The organism is Microbispora sp. H13382 (genome assembly GCF_014161445.1).
In the GTDB taxonomy this organism is placed as follows: domain Bacteria; phylum Actinomycetota; class Actinomycetes; order Streptosporangiales; family Streptosporangiaceae; genus Microbispora.
Window position 1 is genome coordinate 463,632 of the sequence record NZ_JABBXA010000003.1, and the last position, 17,890, is coordinate 481,521.

The following is a 17,890-nucleotide window of genomic DNA, read 5'->3' on the forward strand; positions in this document are numbered from 1 at the left end:
TCTGCGCGGCCTGCCCACATGAGTGCCGCGGAGCAGCGCGAGCTCACGGTCAGGCGTTGGAACGACACCTGCGTGGACCTGCCGAAGGGCACACTCGCAGGGCTGTTCGAGCAGCAGGCCGACCGTACGCCCGACGCGGTCGCCGTACGGTTCGACGACGATGTCCTGACCTACCGCGAGCTCGACGAGCACGCCAACCGGCTCGCCCACGCGCTCATCCGCGCCGGGGCGGGCCCGGAGTCGCGGGTGGGCCTCTGCCTGGAGCGCTCGCTCGGCCTCATGGTGGCGATCTTCGGCATCCTCAAGTCCGGCGCCGCGTACGTGCCGTTCGACCCCGGCTATCCGCGCGAGCACCTGGCGAACATGGCCGAGGACGCGGGGCTCGTGGCGCTGGTGACCAACCGGGAGCAGGCCGGTCTCGTCCCGGCCGGGGACGCGGCCGTGCTCCACCTCGACGACCTGGCCGGCGAGAGCCCGGCGCGGCCGGGCGTGACCGTGCACCCCGCCTCGCTCGCGTACGTGATCTTCACGTCCGGATCCACCGGCCGGCCCAAGGGCGTGATGAACACGCACGAGGCCGTGGTGAACCGGCTGCACTGGATGCAGCACGTGTACCCGTTCACCGCCTCCGACCGGATCCTGCAGAAGACGCCGGTCAGCTTCGACGTGTCCGTCTGGGAGCTGTTCGGGCCGCTGCTGCAGGGCGCGACGCTGGTGATGGCCCGGCCCGACGGCCACCGCGAACCGCCGTACCTGGTCCGGGCCATCGCCGAGCACGGGATCACCCTGGTGCACTTCGTGCCCTCGATGCTGCGGGCCCTACTGGACGAGCCCGGCCTGGAAGGCCGCACCGCGAGCCTGCGGCGGGTCTTCTGCAGCGGCGAGGCGCTCAGCGCCGACCTCGTCAGGCGCTTCCACGAGCGGCGCGTCGCCCCCGAGCTGCTCAACCTGTACGGCCCCACCGAGGCCGCCGTCGAGGTGACCTTCTTCCCGTGCCCGCCCGAGGCCGCCACACGCGCCATCCCCATCGGCCGGCCCATCGCCAACGCCACCGTGTACGTCCTCGACGAGGCCCTGACACCCGTCCCGATCGGCGTGTCGGGCGAGCTCTACCTGGGCGGCCGGCCGCTCGCCCGCGGGTACGTCGAGCGGCCGGGCCTGACCGCGGAACGGTTCGTGCCGAGCCCGTTCGGCGTGGGCGAGCGCCTTTACCGCACCGGCGACCTGGCCCGGTGGCGGGCCGACGGCGTCCTGGAATACCTGGGGCGCGCCGACGACCAGGTGAAGATCCGCGGCTACCGCATCGAGCTCGGCGAGATCGAGAGCGTGCTCTCCCGCCATCCGGCGGTCCGCGAGGCCGCGGTGGCGGCCCTGGGCGAGGCCGAGGACAAGCGGCTGGCCGCGTACGTCGTGCCGCGCCCCGGGGCGGTCGCCGACCCCGTGGAGCTCCGCGACCACCTGCGCGCGGCGCTGCCGGATTACATGGTGCCCAACTGGTACGTGCCCGTGACAGCGCTGCCGCTCTCCCCCAGCGGCAAGCTCGACCGGCGGGCGCTGCCCGCGCCCACGCGCGACGACGCCGGGGAGCGTTCCGCGGACACCCCGCTGGAGGGCGCCGTCGAGCACCTGCTGGCCGGGATCTGGCGGGAGCTGCTGGCGATCCCGCAGGTCTACGCGGACGACGACTTCTTCTCGCTGGGCGGTCACTCGCTGGTGGCGGCCCGCGTCGCCTCCCACGCCGCCGCGCGGCTCGGGGTGGAACTCGGCGTGCGCGACGTGTTCGAGGCGCCCACCGTACGCGCGCTCGCCCGCCGCGTGGAACGGGCGCCGAAGACCGCCGCGGCACCGGTCATCGCGCCCGCCGGGGACGGGCCGCAACCGGCCTCGTACGCACAGCGCGGCCTGTGGTTCCTCGACCGGCTCGACCCCGGCGGCCCGGTCTACAACGAGCCCATCGCACTGGACGTCGACGGGCCTTTGGACGTCGCGGCCCTGCGTACGGCGCTGGCCGCGCTGGCCGCCCGGCACGCCCCGCTGCGCACCCGTTTCACCGGCGCCGGCGACGACGTCCGGCAGATCGTCGACCCGCCGGGCGAGGTGCCGGTCGAGGTGGCCGACCTCCGGGCGTGCGGCGACCTCGCGACCGCGGTCACCGCACGCGCCTCAGCCGAGGCCCTGCGCCCGTTCGACCTGGAGCGCGGACCGCTGTTCCGCGCCTGCCTGCTCCACCTGGCCGACGAGCGGTGGGTGCTGCTGCTGACCGTCCACCACATCGTGTACGACGGCTGGTCGTTCGGCATCCTCCTGCGGGAGCTCGGCGCCCTCTATGGGGCCGCGTGCCGGGGCGAGGACGCGAACCTCGCGCCGCTGCCCGTCCAGTACGCCGACTTCGCCGCCTGGCAACGCGCCCATCTGGCGGAAAGGGTGGGCCGGGCACAGCTCGCGTACTGGAAGGACCGGCTCGCCGGCGCGCCCCCCACGCTCGACCTCGTCACCGATCGCGTCCGCCCCGACGTGCCGCGGCACGTCGGCGGCTCCTTCGCCGTCACGCTCGACGCCGCCACGGCGCGGCGGCTGGCCGAGGTCAGCCATGCCCACGGGGTCACGCGGTTCATGACGCTGCTGGCCGCCTACCAGCTCGTGCTGGGCCGCCACGCGGGCGTCCAGGACGTCAGCGTCGGCACCCCGGCCTCGGGCCGCACCCGGCCGGAGCTGGAAGGGCTCATCGGCTACTTCGTGAACATGATCGTGCTGCGCACCCGATGGGAGGACGAGCCGACGTTCGCCGCGCTGCTGGAGCGGGTCCGCGAGACGACGCTCGGGGCGCACGAACGCCAGGACGTCCCCTTCGAACACGTCGTGGACGCGCTCAACCCGCCGCGCGACCCACGCCGTACCCCGCTGTTCCAGGTCGTGCTGGCGATGGCCAACGCACCGGAGGGCGAGGCGGATCTGCCGGGCCTGTCGGCGTCCGTGCGCGAGCCCGTCGTCCGCCCGGCGAAGTTCGACCTGACCGTCACCTGGGACGAGACGCCGCTGGAGTCCGGCGAGCTACGCGCCACGGTCGACTACGACGCCGACCTGTTCGACCGGGCGACGGTCGAGCGGTTGATGCGGCACTACGTGACGCTGCTGGAGGCCGCGCTGGCGGCGCCGGACTCGCCGGTGTCCGACCTCCCGCACACCACGCGGGAGGAACGCGCGCTGCTGGCCGCGTGGGGGTCGCGCGGCGCGACGGCGCGGGCGGGAGACGTGCTGGAGGCGTTCCACGCACGGGCCGGGTCGGCGCCCGGCGCGGTGGCGTTGACGTTCGACGACGACACGCTCACCTACGCCGAACTGCGCGCCCGCGCGGAGCGGCTGGCGCGGGCGCTGGGCGAGCGGGGCGTCACGGCTGACAGCGTCGTGGGGCTGGCCATGGACCGCTCGGCGGCGCTGGTCGTGGCCATGCTCGCCGTCGTGACCGCGGGTGCGGCGTACCTGCCGCTCGATCTCGGGCATCCGGCGGAGCGGCTGGCGTACATGGTGGAGGACAGCGGCGCGTGCCTGGTGCTCGTGGATCGGGAGCCGGCGTTCGCGCCCGGCGTGCCCGTCGTCCGGCTCGGTGAGCTGGACCCCGCCGCGCCCGGGGCGCCCCTGCCCGGCGTGCACCCCGAGCAGCGGGCGTGCGTGCTCTACACCTCCGGTTCCACCGGGCGTCCCAAGGGGGTGGACATCACCCACCGCGGCATCGTCCGGCTGGTGTGCGAGGCGGACTATCTCGGCTTCGGCCCATCGGACGTGGTGGCGCAGGTCGCCAGCGTCTCCTTCGACGCGGCCACGTTCGAGGTGTGGGGTGCGCTGCTCAACGGCGCCCGGCTCGCGGGGATCGGCCAGGACGACGTGCTCTCGCCGGACCGGCTCCGCGCCCGGATCGAGACCGGCGGCGTCACCGCGATGCTGCTCACCACCTCGCTCTTCCATCTGTGCGCGGACGCCGACCCGGCGATGTTCGCGCCGCTGCGCACGCTGTTCTTCGGCGGCGAGGCGGCCGACGCGCGCCGCGTGGCCGCCGTCCGCGCCGCCGCGCCCGCGCTGCGGCTGGTCAACGCCTACGGCCCGACCGAGGGCACCACGATCGCGAGCACGTACGACGTCGCCGACGCCGACGCCGCGGCCCCCCGCGTGCCCATCGGCCGTCCCATCGCGGGCACCGGCCTGCATGTGCTGGACACCCGCGGTCGCGAGAGCGGCGTGGGCGTTCCCGGCGAGCTCCACCTCGGCGGCGCGGGCCTCGGCCGCGGCTACACCGGACGTCCCGGCCTCACCGCCGAGCGCTTCGTGCCGAGCCCGTACGGCGTCGGCGAACGCCTGTACCGAACCGGCGACGTGGTCCGCTGGCGCGAGGACGGCACGCTCGATTACCTGGGCCGCACCGACGCCCAGGTGAAGATCCGCGGGGTCCGGATCGAGCCGGACGAGATCGCGAGCGTGCTCACGACGTGCCCCGGCGTGTCGGCGGCCGTGGTCGACGCGCGGGACGGGGACGGCGGCAGGCACCTGGTGGCGTACGTCGTCGCGGACCGCGAACCGGCGGTCGAGCCGGCGGCGCTGCGCGCGTACCTGCTGGCGCGGCTGCCCGAGGCGATGGTGCCGAACTGGTACGTCGCCCTCCCCGCCCTGCCACTCACCCCCAACGGCAAGGTGGACCGCCGTGCCCTGCCCGCCCCGGCCGACGGGGACGGCGTGCGGGCCGGCACGTACGTGGCGCCGCGCGGCCCGGCCGAGGAACTCGTCGCCCAGGTCTGGGAGGACGTGCTCGGCCTGGCGCGCGTCTCGGCCCACGACGACTTCTTCGCGCTCGGCGGCCACTCGCTGCTGGCGGCGCAGGTCGTGGCGCGCGTCTCGGCGCGGCTCGGGGTCGGGCTCGGCGTCCGCGCGATCTTCGAGGCGCCGACGGTCGCCGCGCTCGCGGCCCGCGCCGGCGCCGCCCGCGGGACGGACGCGCCGGCGCCCATCCCACCGGCCGGGCCGGGGCCGCACCCGGCGTCGTTCGCCCAGCGACGTCTGTGGTTCCTCGACCGGCTCGTCCCCGGCAGCCCGCTCTACAACGTGCCGGTCGCGCTGGACGTCGACGGGCCTTTGGACGTCACGGCCCTGCGTACGGCGCTCGCCGCGCTCGCGGCGCGGCACCCGTCGCTGCGCACCCGCTTCACCACCGACGGCGACGAGGTGCGGCAGGTCGTCGAGGCGGACGGGGCGGTGCCGATGGAGATCGCCGATCTTCGCGGGGGCGACGCCGAGGCGGCGATCGCGGCGGAGGCGTCGGAGCCGTTCGACCTGGAACGCGGGCCGCTGCTGCGCGGGCGGGCGCTGCGCGTGGCCGACGAGCGGTGGGTGCTGCTGCTGACCGTCCACCACATCGTGGCGGACGGCTGGTCGATGGGCGTGCTGCTGGCCGAGCTCGGCACGCTGTACGAGGCGGCGCGCCGGGGCGAGGAGGCGAGACTCCCACTGCTCCCGATCCAGTACGCCGACTACGCCCTCTGGCAGCGCGCGTACCTGGCCGACGGGGTGGGCCGGGCGCAGCTCGCGTACTGGAAGGACCGCCTGGCGGGCGCGCCGCCGGCACTCGACCTGCCGACGGACCGTCCGCGCCCGCCCGTGCCCCGCTACGCGGGCGAGACGTTCCCGCTGCGGCTGCCGGCCGCGCTCGCCCGCCGGCTGAACGAGGTGAGCCGCGCCCACGGGGTCACCCGGTTCATGACCCTGCTGGCCGCCTTCCACCTGCTGCTCGGCCGGTACGCGGGGGTCACGGACGTCAGCGTCGGCACGCCGATCTCCGGTCGTACCCGGCCGGAGACGGCCGGAGTCGTCGGGTTCTTCGTCAACACGCTGGTGTTGCGTGCCCGCTGGGACGACGAGCCCACGTTCGCCGGCTTCCTGGCGCGGGTGCGCGAGGAGACGCTGTCCGCCTACGACCACCAGGACGTGCCGTTCGAGCAGGTGGTGGAGGCGCTGAAGCCGCCGCGCGACCCGGGACGGGCGCCGCTGTTCCAGGTCATGCTGGCGATGCAGGACGCGTCCATGAGCACGGCCGAGCTGCCCGGCCTGTCCGTGTCGGCCCGTGAGCCGGTGGGCCGGGTCGCGAAGTTCGACCTGACGGTGGCGTGGGAGGAGGCGCCCCTGGGCTCCGGCGAGCTGCGCGGCAGCGTCGAGTACGACGTCGACCTGTTCGACCGGGAGACGGTCGAGGGCATGATGCGGCACTACCTGACCCTGCTCGAATCCGCGCTCGCGGCGCCGGAGACGCGCGTGTCCGACCTGGCGATGGCGGGTGAGGACGAGCTCGCCGCCCTGCTCGAGACCGGCACTGTACCCGGCACCTCCGGCGACACCACCGTCCCGGCGCTCTTCGCCGCAGCCGTCGCCCGCTGGCCCGAGCGGACGGCGCTGCGCCAGGTCGGCCGCTCGCTCACCTACGCCGAACTGGACGCGCGCTCCGACGCCGTGAGCGCCCACCTCCGGGCGCGCGGCGTGAGCCCGGGCAGCGCGGTCGCGGTCTGGATGGACCGGTCGCTCGCCTGGCCGGTCGCCCTGCTCGGGATCATGAAGGCGGGCGCGGCCTACGTCCCCGTCGACGTGCACGGCCCGCGCGAACGCGCCGAGCACGTGCTGCGCGACTCGGCGGCCGTCCTGGTCCTCGGGTCGCGGGCCACGGGCGCGCCGCCGGACTGTCCGGTGCCGTTCGCCGCCGTCGAGGAAATCGGCGAGCAGCCCGCCATACGCGTGCCGTACGCGGCGCACCCCGCAGGGACGGCTTACATCCTCTACACCTCGGGCACGACGGGACGTCCCAAGGGGGTGTGCGTGGGTCACGCCAACCTCGCGCACACGCTCCAGGCCGTCGCCGACCGGTATGCGCTCGAACCGGACGACCGTGTCCTGCAGTTCGCGGCGCTCACGTTCGACGTGGCAGCGGAGGAGTTGTTCGCGACCCTCATCCGCGGTGCGGCTGTGGTCCTCCCGCCGGTGGGGCCCGCCCCCGGGATCGAGGAGTTGACGACCCTGGTGCGGGAGGAGCGCCTGTCCGTGCTCAACCTGCCCGCGTCCTACTGGCACGAGTGGGTGTCCGTGCTGGTCCAGCACCCGCCGGCGGCGTGTCCCTCGCTCCGCCTCGTGGTCGTGGGCAGTGAGCGCGTCGACGGCGGCAAGCTCGCCGAGTGGCAGGCCGCCGCTCCCGGGCACGTGCGCTGGCTCAACGCCTACGGCCCGACGGAGACGACGATCACCGCCACCGTCCACGAGCCGCCGCCCGCGCCCGTCCACGGGACCACCGTCCCGATCGGGCGGCCGCTGCCCGGCGTGCGTGCCTACGTGCTCGACGCCGCCCTGCGCCCGGTGCCGCGGGGGGTGCCCGGCGACCTGTACCTGGCGGGCGCCGGCGTCTCGCAGGGTTACCTCGGCGATCCGGCCAGGACCGCCGGGCACTTCCTGCCCGATCCCTGGGGCGCGCCCGGCGACCGCATGTACGCGACCGGGGACCGCGCCCGCCGCGGGGCCGGCGGCGTGCTCGAGTTCCTCGGCCGTGGCGACGACCAGATCAAGCTGCGCGGCTTCCGTATCGAACTCGGCGAGGTCGAGGCCGCGCTGGCCGCACACCCGGCCGTCGGCGAGGCAGCCGCCGTGCTGCGCGAGGACACCCCGGGCCGGCCCATGCTCGTCGGGTACGTGACGCTCGCGGACGGGGCCACGGCCGGGGACGTGCGCGGGTACCTGGCCGGACGGCTGCCCGGCTACATGGTGCCGGGTATGGTCGTCGTCCTCGACCGGCTGCCGCGCGGCGAGCGCGGCAAGATCGACCGGCGCGCGCTCCCGGCGCCCGCGCGGGACGTGCCGAGGGGAGCGGGTGAGCTCCGCGGCGCCGTCGCCGGCGAAATGGAGAGCGCCGTCGCCTCGATCTGGCGCGACGTCCTCGCGCTCGACCACGTCGGCGCCGACGACAACTTCTTCGAACTCGGCGGCCACTCACTGCTGATCGTGCGCGTCCAGTCCAGGTTGTCCGCGCTGCTCGGCACGAAGGTGCCGGTGGTGGAACTGTTCCGATTCCCGACCGTACGCACACTCGCCCGGCACCTCGCCGCCGGCGACGGTCCCGCCGGCGGGAGCGCGGGACGCCGCAGGGCCGAGGCCCGGCGGACGCGCCAGGCCGAACGAGGCCCCAGAAGGCGGGCGACCACACCCCGTGACGTTGGAGACATGAGTGATGACTGACGAGAACGTGCCGCCCGCCAACGCCGTCGCCGTCGTCGGGATGGCCCTGCGGGTGCCCGGCGCCACCACTTTGGAGGGGTTCTGGCGGAACCTGCGCGACGGCGTCGAATCGATCGCCACCCTCACCGACGACGAGCTGCTGGCGGACGGCGCCACGCCGGAGGAGATCCGGCGCCCCGGCTACGTGCGGGCACTCGGCGTGCTTGACGACGCGGCGGGATTCGACGCGCGGTTCTTCGGGTTCAACCCGCGTGAGGCGCAACTACTCGATCCGCAGCACCGCCTGTTGCTCGAATGCGCCTGGGAGGCGCTGGAGCACGCGGGTCTCGCGTCGGATGCGGACGAGCTCGTGACCGGTGTGTACGCCGGCGTCGGAGCGAGCACGTACTTCCTGCACAATCTGCTGCCCAATCCGGACCTCGTGGCGCGGATCGGCGCGTTCCAGACCTCGCTCGGCAACGACAAGGACTTCGTGCCGACGCGGATCTCGTACAAGCTGAACCTGCGCGGCCCGAGCATCAGTGTGCAGACCGGCTGCTCCACCTCGCTCGTGGCCGTGCACCTGGCGTGTCAGGCGCTCATCGGCGGCGAGTGCGACGTCGCGCTGGCGGGTGGCGCGACGGTCGCGCAGAGACAGGGCTACCTGTACGAGCCGGGCGGCATCCTCTCGCCCGACGGGCACTGCCGCGCCTTCGACGCCGACGCCTCCGGCACCGTTCCGGGCAGCGGCGCCGGCCTCGTCGTGCTGAAGCGGCTCTCGGACGCGCTCGCCGACGGCGACGTGATCCACGCGGTGATTCGCGGGTCCGCGATCAACAACGACGGCGCCCGCAAGGTCGGCTTCACCGCCCCGAGCGTCGAGGGCCAGGCCGACGTCATCGCCGAGGCGCTCGGCGTGGCCGAGGTGGACCCGGCGAGCATCACGTACGTGGAGGCCCACGGCACCGGCACGCCACTCGGCGACCCCATCGAGGTGGCCGCTTTGAAGAGCGTGTTCGCGGACGCGGACCGATGCGCCATCGGCTCGGTGAAGACGAACGTCGGCCATCTCGACACGGCGGCCGGCGTGGTCGGCCTGATCAAGACCGTGCTCGCGTTGAAGGCCCGCGAGCTCCCGCCTTCGCTCAACTTCACCACGCCCCACCCGCAGCTGGGCCTGGAGGGCAGCCCTTTCTACGTCAACGCGTCCCTGGCCGAGTGGCGCGGTGAGGTGCTGCGCGCGGGCGTCAGCTCGTTCGGCATCGGCGGCACCAACGCGCACGTCGTGTTGGAGGAGGCGCCGCCACGTCCGCCCGTCATCACCGGCGCGGGCCGTGACCTGCACGTGCTGCCCCTCTCGGCCGCCACGCCGGAAGCGCTCGCCGCCTCGGCGTCGGCGCTCGCCGCGCACCTGCGCGCGAACCCCGGCGAGCGCCTGGACGAGGTCGCCTACACGCTGCAGCGTGGCCGCCGGCGGCTCCCGTACCGGCGCTTCGTCGTGTGCCGGAGCCTCCAGGAGGCCGCCGGCGCCCTGGAACGGTCGCCGCGCGACCTCGCCTCCGAGACCGCCCAGGATCGCGAGGTGATCTTCACCTTCTCCGGTCAGGGATCCCAGCGCGCGGGCATGGGGCGCACCCTGTACGAGCGCGAGCCGGTCTTCCGCGCGCACGTGGACCGCGCCGCAGAGTTCCTCCTGCCGATCCTCGGCAGGGACCTGCGCCACCTGCTGTATCCCGCTGAAGCGAGACAGAGCGCGACGATCCACCGGACCGAGTACGCCCAGCCCGCGCTGTTCGCGGTGGAGTACGCGCTCGCGCAACTGTGGATCTCCTGGGGCGTCCGCCCCGCGGCCATGCTGGGGCACAGCATCGGAGAACTCGTGGCCGCGTGCCTGGCCGGAGTGATGACGTTCGAGGACGCCGCACGGCTGGTCACCGTGCGTGGCCGGCTCATGCAGGACGCCCTCCCCGGCGCCATGGTGGCCGTGCCGCTGCCCGAGACCGAGCTCACGCCGCTGCTCGGCGACGGCCTGGCGGTGGCCGCCGTGAACGGGCCGCGCCAGTGCGTCGTCTCCGGCCCGCTCGACGCCGTCGCGGACTTCGAGGCCCGCCTGGCCGGGCTGGAGGTGCCCGCCAAGCGGCTCAAGACCTCGCACGCCTTCCACTCGGCCATGATGGACGGCGCGGCCACCGCGTTCGAGGCGGAGGCCGCGCGGGTGCGGCTCGCCCCTCCGCGCCTCCCGTTCGTGTCGAACGTGACCGGTGCCTGGATCAGCGAGACCGAGGCCACCGACCCGGCGTACTGGGCGCGGCAGCTGCGCTCCACGGTGCGCTTCCATGACGGCCTGCGTACGGTCGGCTGCCCCGGCACGCTGCTGCTGGAGGTCGGTCCCGGCCACGTCCTGACCGCTCTGGCCCGCACCGTCCTGCGGGACGGCGGGGCCGCGGTGGCATCGCTGCCGTCGTCCGGCATGGATGGCATGAACAGCGCGGGGGGCGACGCGCAGGCGGAGGTCATGGCCGCCGCAGGCGACCTGTGGCGGCACGGCGCGTCGATCGCCTGGGAGGCGCTGCACGGCGGGACGACGCCGCGCCGCACCGCCCTGCCGACGTACCCCTTCGAGCGCGAGCGCTACTGGGTCGACCCGCCGCGCGGCGCGCGCCCTCGCCCGTCGCGGTCCCTGGACGGCATCACTCTGCGCGGCTTCAAGAGGCGGGGCGCCGCGGAGGGCGACACCGCCGAGGTCAGGGAAGAAGCCGTGACGGCGCCCGTGGACGAAGTCGAGCGTGAGGTCGCCGCCGTCTTCTCCGACCTGCTCGGGGTGCCGCGCATCGAGCCGTCGGCCAGTTTCTTCGAGCTGGGCGGCCATTCCCTGCTCGCCGCCCAGCTCGCCGCCCGGATCCGTACGGTCTGCGGCGCCGAGGTGCCCCTCCGGGCCTTCGTCGAGGACCCGACGATCCGGGGCGTGGCGGCCGTCGTCAGGGCGGCCAGGGCCGGGTCCGCGCCGATCGAGACGCTGCCGACCGTCGTCCCCGATCCCGGGTCCGCGTCGGAGCCGTTCCCGCTGACCGACGTGCAGCAGGCGTACTGGATCGGCCGCACCGGCGTCTTCGACATCGGCAACGTCGGCATGCACGGCTACGAGGAGTTGGACGTCCCCGATCTGGACCTGTCGCGCCTGGAGCAGGCGCTCCGCAGGCTCATCAGGCGGCACGGCATGCTCCGCGCCGTCGTGCTCCCGCACGGCGAGCAGCGGATCCTGCCGGACGTCCCCGACTATGTCATCGTCACCGAGGATGTCCGCGGACGCCCGGCGGAGGAGGCGCAGGCGGTGCTCGACCGCACCCGTGCCGCCATTTCCCACCAGAACTTCGCCACCGACCGCTGGCCGCTGTTCGAGCTGCGCGCGACCGTCCTGGACGACCGCACCCGCCTGCACTACAGCATCGACGGCCTCATCACCGACGCGTGGGCCTCCAACCTGATCCTGCGCGAGCTCACCCAGCTGTACCTGCACCCGGACCTCCCGCTGCCGGAGCTCGACCTGTCCTTCCGCGACTACGTGCTGGCCGAGCGGAGCCTGGAATCGACGGGCCTGTACGCCCGCGCGGAGGCGTACTGGCGGGAGCGGATCCCGGACCTGGCCCTCGCCCCCGAGCTGCCGCTCGCCCGCGATCCGCGCCACATCGACGCCCCCCGGTTCGTCCGCGTGGCGGGCGAGCTGCCGGCCGAGATGTGGACGAGCGTCAAGGCGTGGGGCACGCGGCGCGGCATCACGCCCACCGCGTTGCTACTGGCCGCCTACAGCGAGGTGCTCGCCACATGGTCGAAGAACCGGCGCTTCACGCTCAACCTCCCCATGGCCAACCGGCTCCCGCTGCACCCGCAGGTCGAGGCGATCCTCGGTGACTTCACCTCGGTGACGCTTCTGGAGATCGACGCCGCCGAGCGGTCGTTCGAGGCGCGCGCGGCGGCCGTGCGGGATCGGCTGGCGGCCGATCTGGACCACCGCCTGTTCAGCGGCGTCCGCGTCCTGAGAGAGATGAAGCGGACGCGCGGCGAGGCCGCGGCGGCGATGCCCGTGGTGTTCACCAGCCTGTTCGCCGCCCACGGCGACAGCGAGCAGCTCGGCGAGGTGGTCTACAGCATCTCGCAGACCCCGCAGGTCTGGATCGACGCGCAGGTGTACGAGGTCGACGGCGCGCTCGCGCTGGACATCGACGCCGTCGACGAGCTCTTCCCCGACGGCCTGGTTCCCGCCATGCACGCCGCAACGCTGGAGCTGCTGGCCTGGCTGGCGGAGGACGAGACGCGCTGGAGCCGTCCCATGCCGTCACTGGTCCCGGCCGCGGAGCTGGCGGCATGGGAGGCCTACAACCGGACCGCAGGCCCGGTGCCCGGGGGGCTGCTTCACACGCCGTTCTTCGCCGAGGCGGCGCGCAGGCCTGACCGGCCCGCCGTCATCACACCGTCCCGCACACTGGACTACGGCGAGCTGGCGGCCCGCGCGCACGGCATCGCCGCCCGCCTCGACGCGCGGCCGAACGAGCTGGTCGCCGTGGTCATGGAGAAGGGCTGGGAGCAGTGCGCCGCGGTGCTCGGCATCCTCGCGGCGGGCGGCGCGTACCTGCCTGTCGACCCCGAACTGCCCGACGAGCGGATCCGGTTCCTGCTCGACCACGGCCAGGTCCGCACCGTGCTGACCCAGGCGCGGGTGGCCGGCGAGGACCGCTTCGGCGACGGGCGCACGGTGATCCGCGTCGACGAGCTGGCGCCGGACCCGCCGGCGGGGGCAGGACGCGAGGTCGCCACGACGCCGGGCGATCTGGCGTACGTCATCTTCACCTCGGGTTCCACCGGCCTGCCCAAGGGCGTGATGATCGACCACCGCGGCGCGCTCAACACCGTCGCCGACGTGAACGAACGCTTCGCCGTAGGCCAGGACGATCGCGTCCTGGCACTGTCATCGCTCAGCTTCGACCTGTCGGTCTACGACATCTTCGGCCCGCTCGCGGTCGGCGGCGCGGTCGTCATACCGGACGCGCAAGCGCACCGCGACCCGGCCGCCTGGCTGGAGCTGATGGAGACGGCCGGCGTCACGATCTGGAACTCCGTGCCGGCGCTGATGGAGCTGCTCGTCGAGCACATGAGCGTACACGCGGCCACCGGCAGCGGGCTGCGGCTGGTGCTCATGAGCGGCGACTGGATCCCCGTCACGCTGCCCGGCCGCATCCGGCAGGTGCTCGGCGCGCCCGAGCTCGTCAGCCTCGGTGGCGCGACCGAGGCGTCCATCTGGTCCATCCTCCACCCCATCGGCGAGGTGCCCGAGGACTGGACGAGCATCCCGTACGGCCGCCCGATGCGGAACCAGACGTTCCACGTCCTCGACGACGCCCTCCGCCCGAGGCCGACGGGCGTGCCAGGACAGCTCTACATCGGCGGCGTGGGCCTCGCCCTCGGCTATCTGCGCGACCAGGCCAAGACCGAGGCGAGCTTCCCCGTCCACCCCGAGACCGGCGAGCGTCTCTACCGTACGGGAGACCTCGGCCGCCTCCTGCCCGGCGGCGACATCGAATTCCTCGGCCGTGAGGACTTCCAGGTCAAGGTGCAGGGCTACCGCATCGAGCTGGGCGAGATCGAGGCCGCTCTCATCCAGCACCCGGACATCCAGGCCGCGGTGATCGTGGCCCAGGGCGAGCCGCGCGGCGCCAAACGGCTCGTGGCGTTCGTCGTGCCCGGGGCGGCGCGGAAGGTGCCGGAGGACGTGCGCGAGTTCCTCGGCGGGAAACTTCCGGCGTACATGGTGCCCGGCGTCTACCTCGAACTCGACGCGCTCCCGCTCACCGCGAACGGCAAAGTCGACCGGAAGGCGCTGGAGGTGCCGGACGACGCGCTGGAGGAGGAGACGCGGGCGTACCAGGCGCCCCGCACCTCCCTGGAGCAGATCGTCGCGGAGGTGTGGTCGAACCTGCTCGACGTCGAACGGGTGGGCGTCCACGACAACTTCTTCCTGCTCGGCGGCGACTCGCTCATGGCCATGCGCGCGGTCGTCCACCTGCGGCAGGCACTCGACGTCGAGCTGCCGATCCGCGTGCTGTTCGACAGCCCCACGCTGGAGGACACCGCGCTGTTCATCGAGGACCGGCTGCTGTCCGAGCTGGAGGAGATGTCCGACGAAGAAGCCCGCTCGCTGCTCGCCGACGGATCCCGGACCACGGAGACCCGTAGGTGAGCCACACCGCATCCCGGACGACGCGCGCCCACGGCTGGATCGTGGGCGCCGCGCCCCGCCGTCCCGCCCCGGCCATCCGGCTGCTCTGCCTGCCGTACGCGGGCGGCGCCGCCTCGTCCTACGCGAGCTGGCAGAACGCCTTCGCCGATGACGTCGAGGTGTGCCCCGTCGAGCTGCCCGGCCGCCAGACCCGCTGGCACGAGCGGCCCTTCACTCGCCTCGAACCGCTCGTCGAGGCGCTGGCCTCGGCGCTGGCCGGCGAACTCGACGTGCCGTACGCCCTGTTCGGGCACAGCATGGGCGCGCTGGTGGCGTTCGAGCTGGCCCGCGAGCTGCGCCGGCGCGGCGCCGCCGGGCCGCGCGTACTGTTCGCCTCCGGCGGTGCCGCCCCCCAACTCCGGCGGGAGCGGCCAGGGATCCACGATCAGCCGGAAGACGTCGTGATCGCACGGCTGCGGTCCATGGGCGGCCTGCCCGAGGAGGTCATCGCCGAGCCCGAACTGCTCGAACTCCTCGTGCCGGCCATCCGCGCGGACTTCGCGGTCTGCGAGACGTACGCGTACCGGCCCGAGCCGCCGCTCACGTGCCCCATCTTCGCCTTCGCCGGCACGGAGGACCAGGAGGTGCCCGCCGAGCGGGTCTCTCCCTGGCAGGAGCAGACATCGGCCACCTTCCTGCACCAGGTGCTTCCCGGCGGCCACTTCTTCCTGCGCACGGCCCAGCCCGCACTCCTGAACACGGTACGAACCGGGCTGACGGCCGCCCTCGCGAGAATCCATCGTGGGGCCACACCGGAGAACGCTCTCTGATCCGAGACCGGGATGCGAAATTCCCGGCCCGCGTGAAGGACGGCGAAGTGGGCCTAGGTCCTCGTCAGCAGCCGGTCGATCTGGCCGGCGAGCGGCGGGGCGCCGAGGCGGTTGTCGATCTCGTGGTACGGCACGGCGGGCGGCTCGTCCACGCGGATGGCACGCAGGTATTCGGCGAACCTGTCCAGCTTCTGCCCGTCCCTGGGAAGACCCCGGCGGACCAGCCGCTCACGCAGCGTGGGGCCGTCGGAGCGGATCCAGACCAGGCGCACCTCGGGGCCGCCCAGCGCCTCCACCCACGCGTGCCAGAGCGCCGCGTCGTGCACCTGGGAGGTGAACGGCCCGCCGAGCATCACCGGGCAGCCGTGGGAGCGGATCTCCCTGGCCGTCGCCGTCATGCCGGCGTACTCGTGCCGCTTGACGTGATCGTCGTACCACGGCCCCTCACGCTCGCCGGGCGGCCTGCCGTGCGCCGCGAGGGTGGCCTCGACGAAGCCGCCGTACATCGTGTCCTTGTCGAGCAGGGCGGGCACGGGATCCAGGCGGGCCAGCAGCAGATCGCAGACGGTCGACTTGCCCGCGCCCGGCGGACCGGACACCACCCAGACGGGAGCGGTCATCGTGGCGGGCCGTAGGGCTCGATGGGCGGATCGGAGTAGGGCCCGCCGTCCGCCACCCCGGCGCCCCCCGAGTCGCCGACGCGCCGTCCGGCGTCCTCCGTCACCCGCAGGACGTACAGGTCCCTGTCCGGATCGACCGGCACCAGGCCGTACGCGGTGTCGACCTCGTCCTCGGCGAGGTCGAGCCGCCGCATCGCGGCCTCCAGCGTCGCGGGCGCGGGAAGCCGCACGGTGATGAGCACCTCTGCCACCGGCCCCGCCTCCCCTTGGTGGACGTCTCGACGCCGGGCGGCGCGGCCGCCTCAGGCCGCTCTCGCGGCGCTGTGATCTTCAGGCCGCCTTGGCGGCGCTGTGCTTTCAGGCCGCCTTCGCGGCGCGGCGGCGCAGCGCGGCGATGATGCCGGCGGCGTCCACCACGCCGTACCCGTAGTCGTGGTCATACCCTACGGCACTGCGATCATCGGCCGTCCGGCGCAGCAGGGTCCGGAGCTGGGCGGGCGGCAGCACGGTGGCGGGCCAGCGGGAGCGCACGGCGGCGACCAGCCCGGCCGCGACGGGGCAGGCGGCCGAGGTGCCCGAGTCGGGCTCGCCGTCGCCGAGCGCGCCGGAGCCGGCGAAGTGCGTGTAGGCGCAGACGTCCGGCTTGCGCGCTGTCAGCCGCCCGGGACCCTGCGAGGAGTAGCCCACCCGCGTCCCCGCGGTGTCGATCCCGCCGATCGACAGCGCGCGGGGATGGGAGTTGGCCCCGACGATGGGCCGGTCGGGGAAGGCGCACCTGCTGTCGCGGCACTGCGTCCCGCAGTTGCCCGCGGCGAACAGGATGTCCGCCCCCGCCTCGGCCAGGCTGCCGACGATCAGGTTGAACGGATGGGCGGGGTTGTCGGAGTAGTTGCCGGGGTGGCCGGGCGGGAAGTCCCAGCGCGGAGAGAAGGATCCCCAGCTGTTGGTCACCACCAGTGCCCGCGACTCGGCGGGCTGGGCGTCGAGGACCTCGCGCAGGTGGGCGTACGCCGCGATCGCGTCGGACAGCAGGCCGTCGAGCGTCGAGCCGCCCTGCCGCCGCGACAGCAGCACGGGCACGTCCACGAGCGACGCCTTGGGCGCGGCGATGAGCGCGTCGAAGGCGCACATCGTGCCGTGGTCGACCGGGAAGTCCCCCGGGGTCCCGGAGACGCTCGCGGGGTTCCAGCTCCGCTCGTGGTCGACCGTCACATCGTGGCCGCGGGCCGCCTTGACGTACGCCGCGTTGATTCCCGTGTCGATGACGGCGAGGGGGACGCCGGAGCCGTCCAGCCCCTCGGACGTCAGGTCGGGCACGCGCAGCAGCCGTTCGACGTCGTGCCAGTCGCCGACGGCCGGGTCGCCCGCACAGGTGAGCGTGGTCTCGATCGCCGGGTCGGCGTACACCGCGACCACGTCGCGGCGGGTCGCCGGCAGGAGGGCGATCCTGCTGGTGACCTCGTCGTCGGCGATCTCCCCGCGGACCACGACCGAGGCGTCCTGGGGCGCCATGGAGAAGATCAGCGGCTGGTTGAGCGACAGCGGATCCCCGCCGGGGGAGGCGGGCATCGGGCGGGGCACGGCCACGGGTGCGTACGACTGGTCGAGGACGACCCCGGGCAGGCCGTCGGCCACGTCCGACGCCATCGACGAAACCGACGGGTCGGCGACCGCGGCGACCAGGTCGGGGGACGGACGCAACTGGATGAGTACGCGCACGACGAGTCCACTCCGTTACTCGGCGGATGGTGACTGGGCGGATACTTTACGTGACCACCTTGCTGCATCCGGGAGGCCGCGTCCACGCCTTCACGGAAAACCTTCCGGTGTCGCGCCGATCAGAAGCTCTGGCGGGGCGACCCGCCGGCCGGCTCCGAATCCCGGGTGTATCGGGCCGATGGCGGATGTGGTGTCCCCGCCGCCCGACCCGTGGCACGGCCTCGTCATGGCGGCGGACCTGACCGGACCCGACGTCTGCCGATCCGAACCCCGCCCGC

At 73.9% G+C, this 17,890-nt stretch carries 6 protein-coding genes; 3 read left to right on the forward strand and 3 right to left on the reverse strand.

Features of this window, described 5'->3' with window-relative positions:
• Positions 1–18 precede the first annotated feature (18 nt).
• The 3 genes from HHX41_RS09580 to HHX41_RS09590 are packed head-to-tail and all read left to right on the forward strand — an operon-like array spanning position 19 to position 15,273.
• A complete protein-coding gene (locus tag HHX41_RS09580; RefSeq protein ID WP_182905612.1) occupies positions 19–8,253 on the forward strand; it encodes a non-ribosomal peptide synthetase in 8,235 nt (2,744 codons plus the stop codon).
• Positions 8,246–14,464: a non-ribosomal peptide synthetase/type I polyketide synthase gene (locus HHX41_RS09585; RefSeq protein ID WP_182905613.1), complete on the forward strand. Its 6,219-nt coding sequence runs from the start codon at positions 8,246–8,248 to the stop codon at positions 14,462–14,464. The genes HHX41_RS09580 and HHX41_RS09585 overlap by 8 nt, the downstream gene beginning before the upstream one ends.
• Complete coding sequence (locus HHX41_RS09590; RefSeq protein WP_220503877.1) at positions 14,461–15,273, forward strand: thioesterase II family protein; 813 nt, start codon at positions 14,461–14,463, stop codon at positions 15,271–15,273. The genes HHX41_RS09585 and HHX41_RS09590 overlap by 4 nt, the downstream gene beginning before the upstream one ends.
• 53 nt (positions 15,274–15,326) lie before the next feature.
• On the opposite strand, the gene HHX41_RS09595 is transcribed toward HHX41_RS09590, so the two are convergent.
• The 3 genes from HHX41_RS09595 to HHX41_RS09605 all read right to left on the reverse strand — a co-directional run bounded on the left by HHX41_RS09595 (position 15,327) and on the right by HHX41_RS09605 (position 17,612).
• A complete protein-coding gene (locus HHX41_RS09595; RefSeq protein WP_182905614.1) occupies positions 15,327–15,893 on the reverse strand; it encodes an AAA family ATPase in 567 nt (188 codons plus the stop codon).
• The gene (locus HHX41_RS09600) at positions 15,890–16,144 is read right to left on the reverse strand and encodes a hypothetical protein (RefSeq protein WP_310741880.1); all 255 of its coding nucleotides are present in this window, start codon (positions 16,142–16,144) and stop codon (positions 15,890–15,892) included. The genes HHX41_RS09595 and HHX41_RS09600 overlap by 4 nt, the downstream gene beginning before the upstream one ends.
• Positions 16,145–16,250: 106 nt before the next feature.
• Positions 16,251–17,612, reverse strand: coding sequence for a S8 family serine peptidase (locus HHX41_RS09605; protein ID WP_182905615.1), 1,362 nt, complete (start codon positions 17,610–17,612; stop codon positions 16,251–16,253).
• Positions 17,613–17,890: the final 278 nt, after the last annotated feature.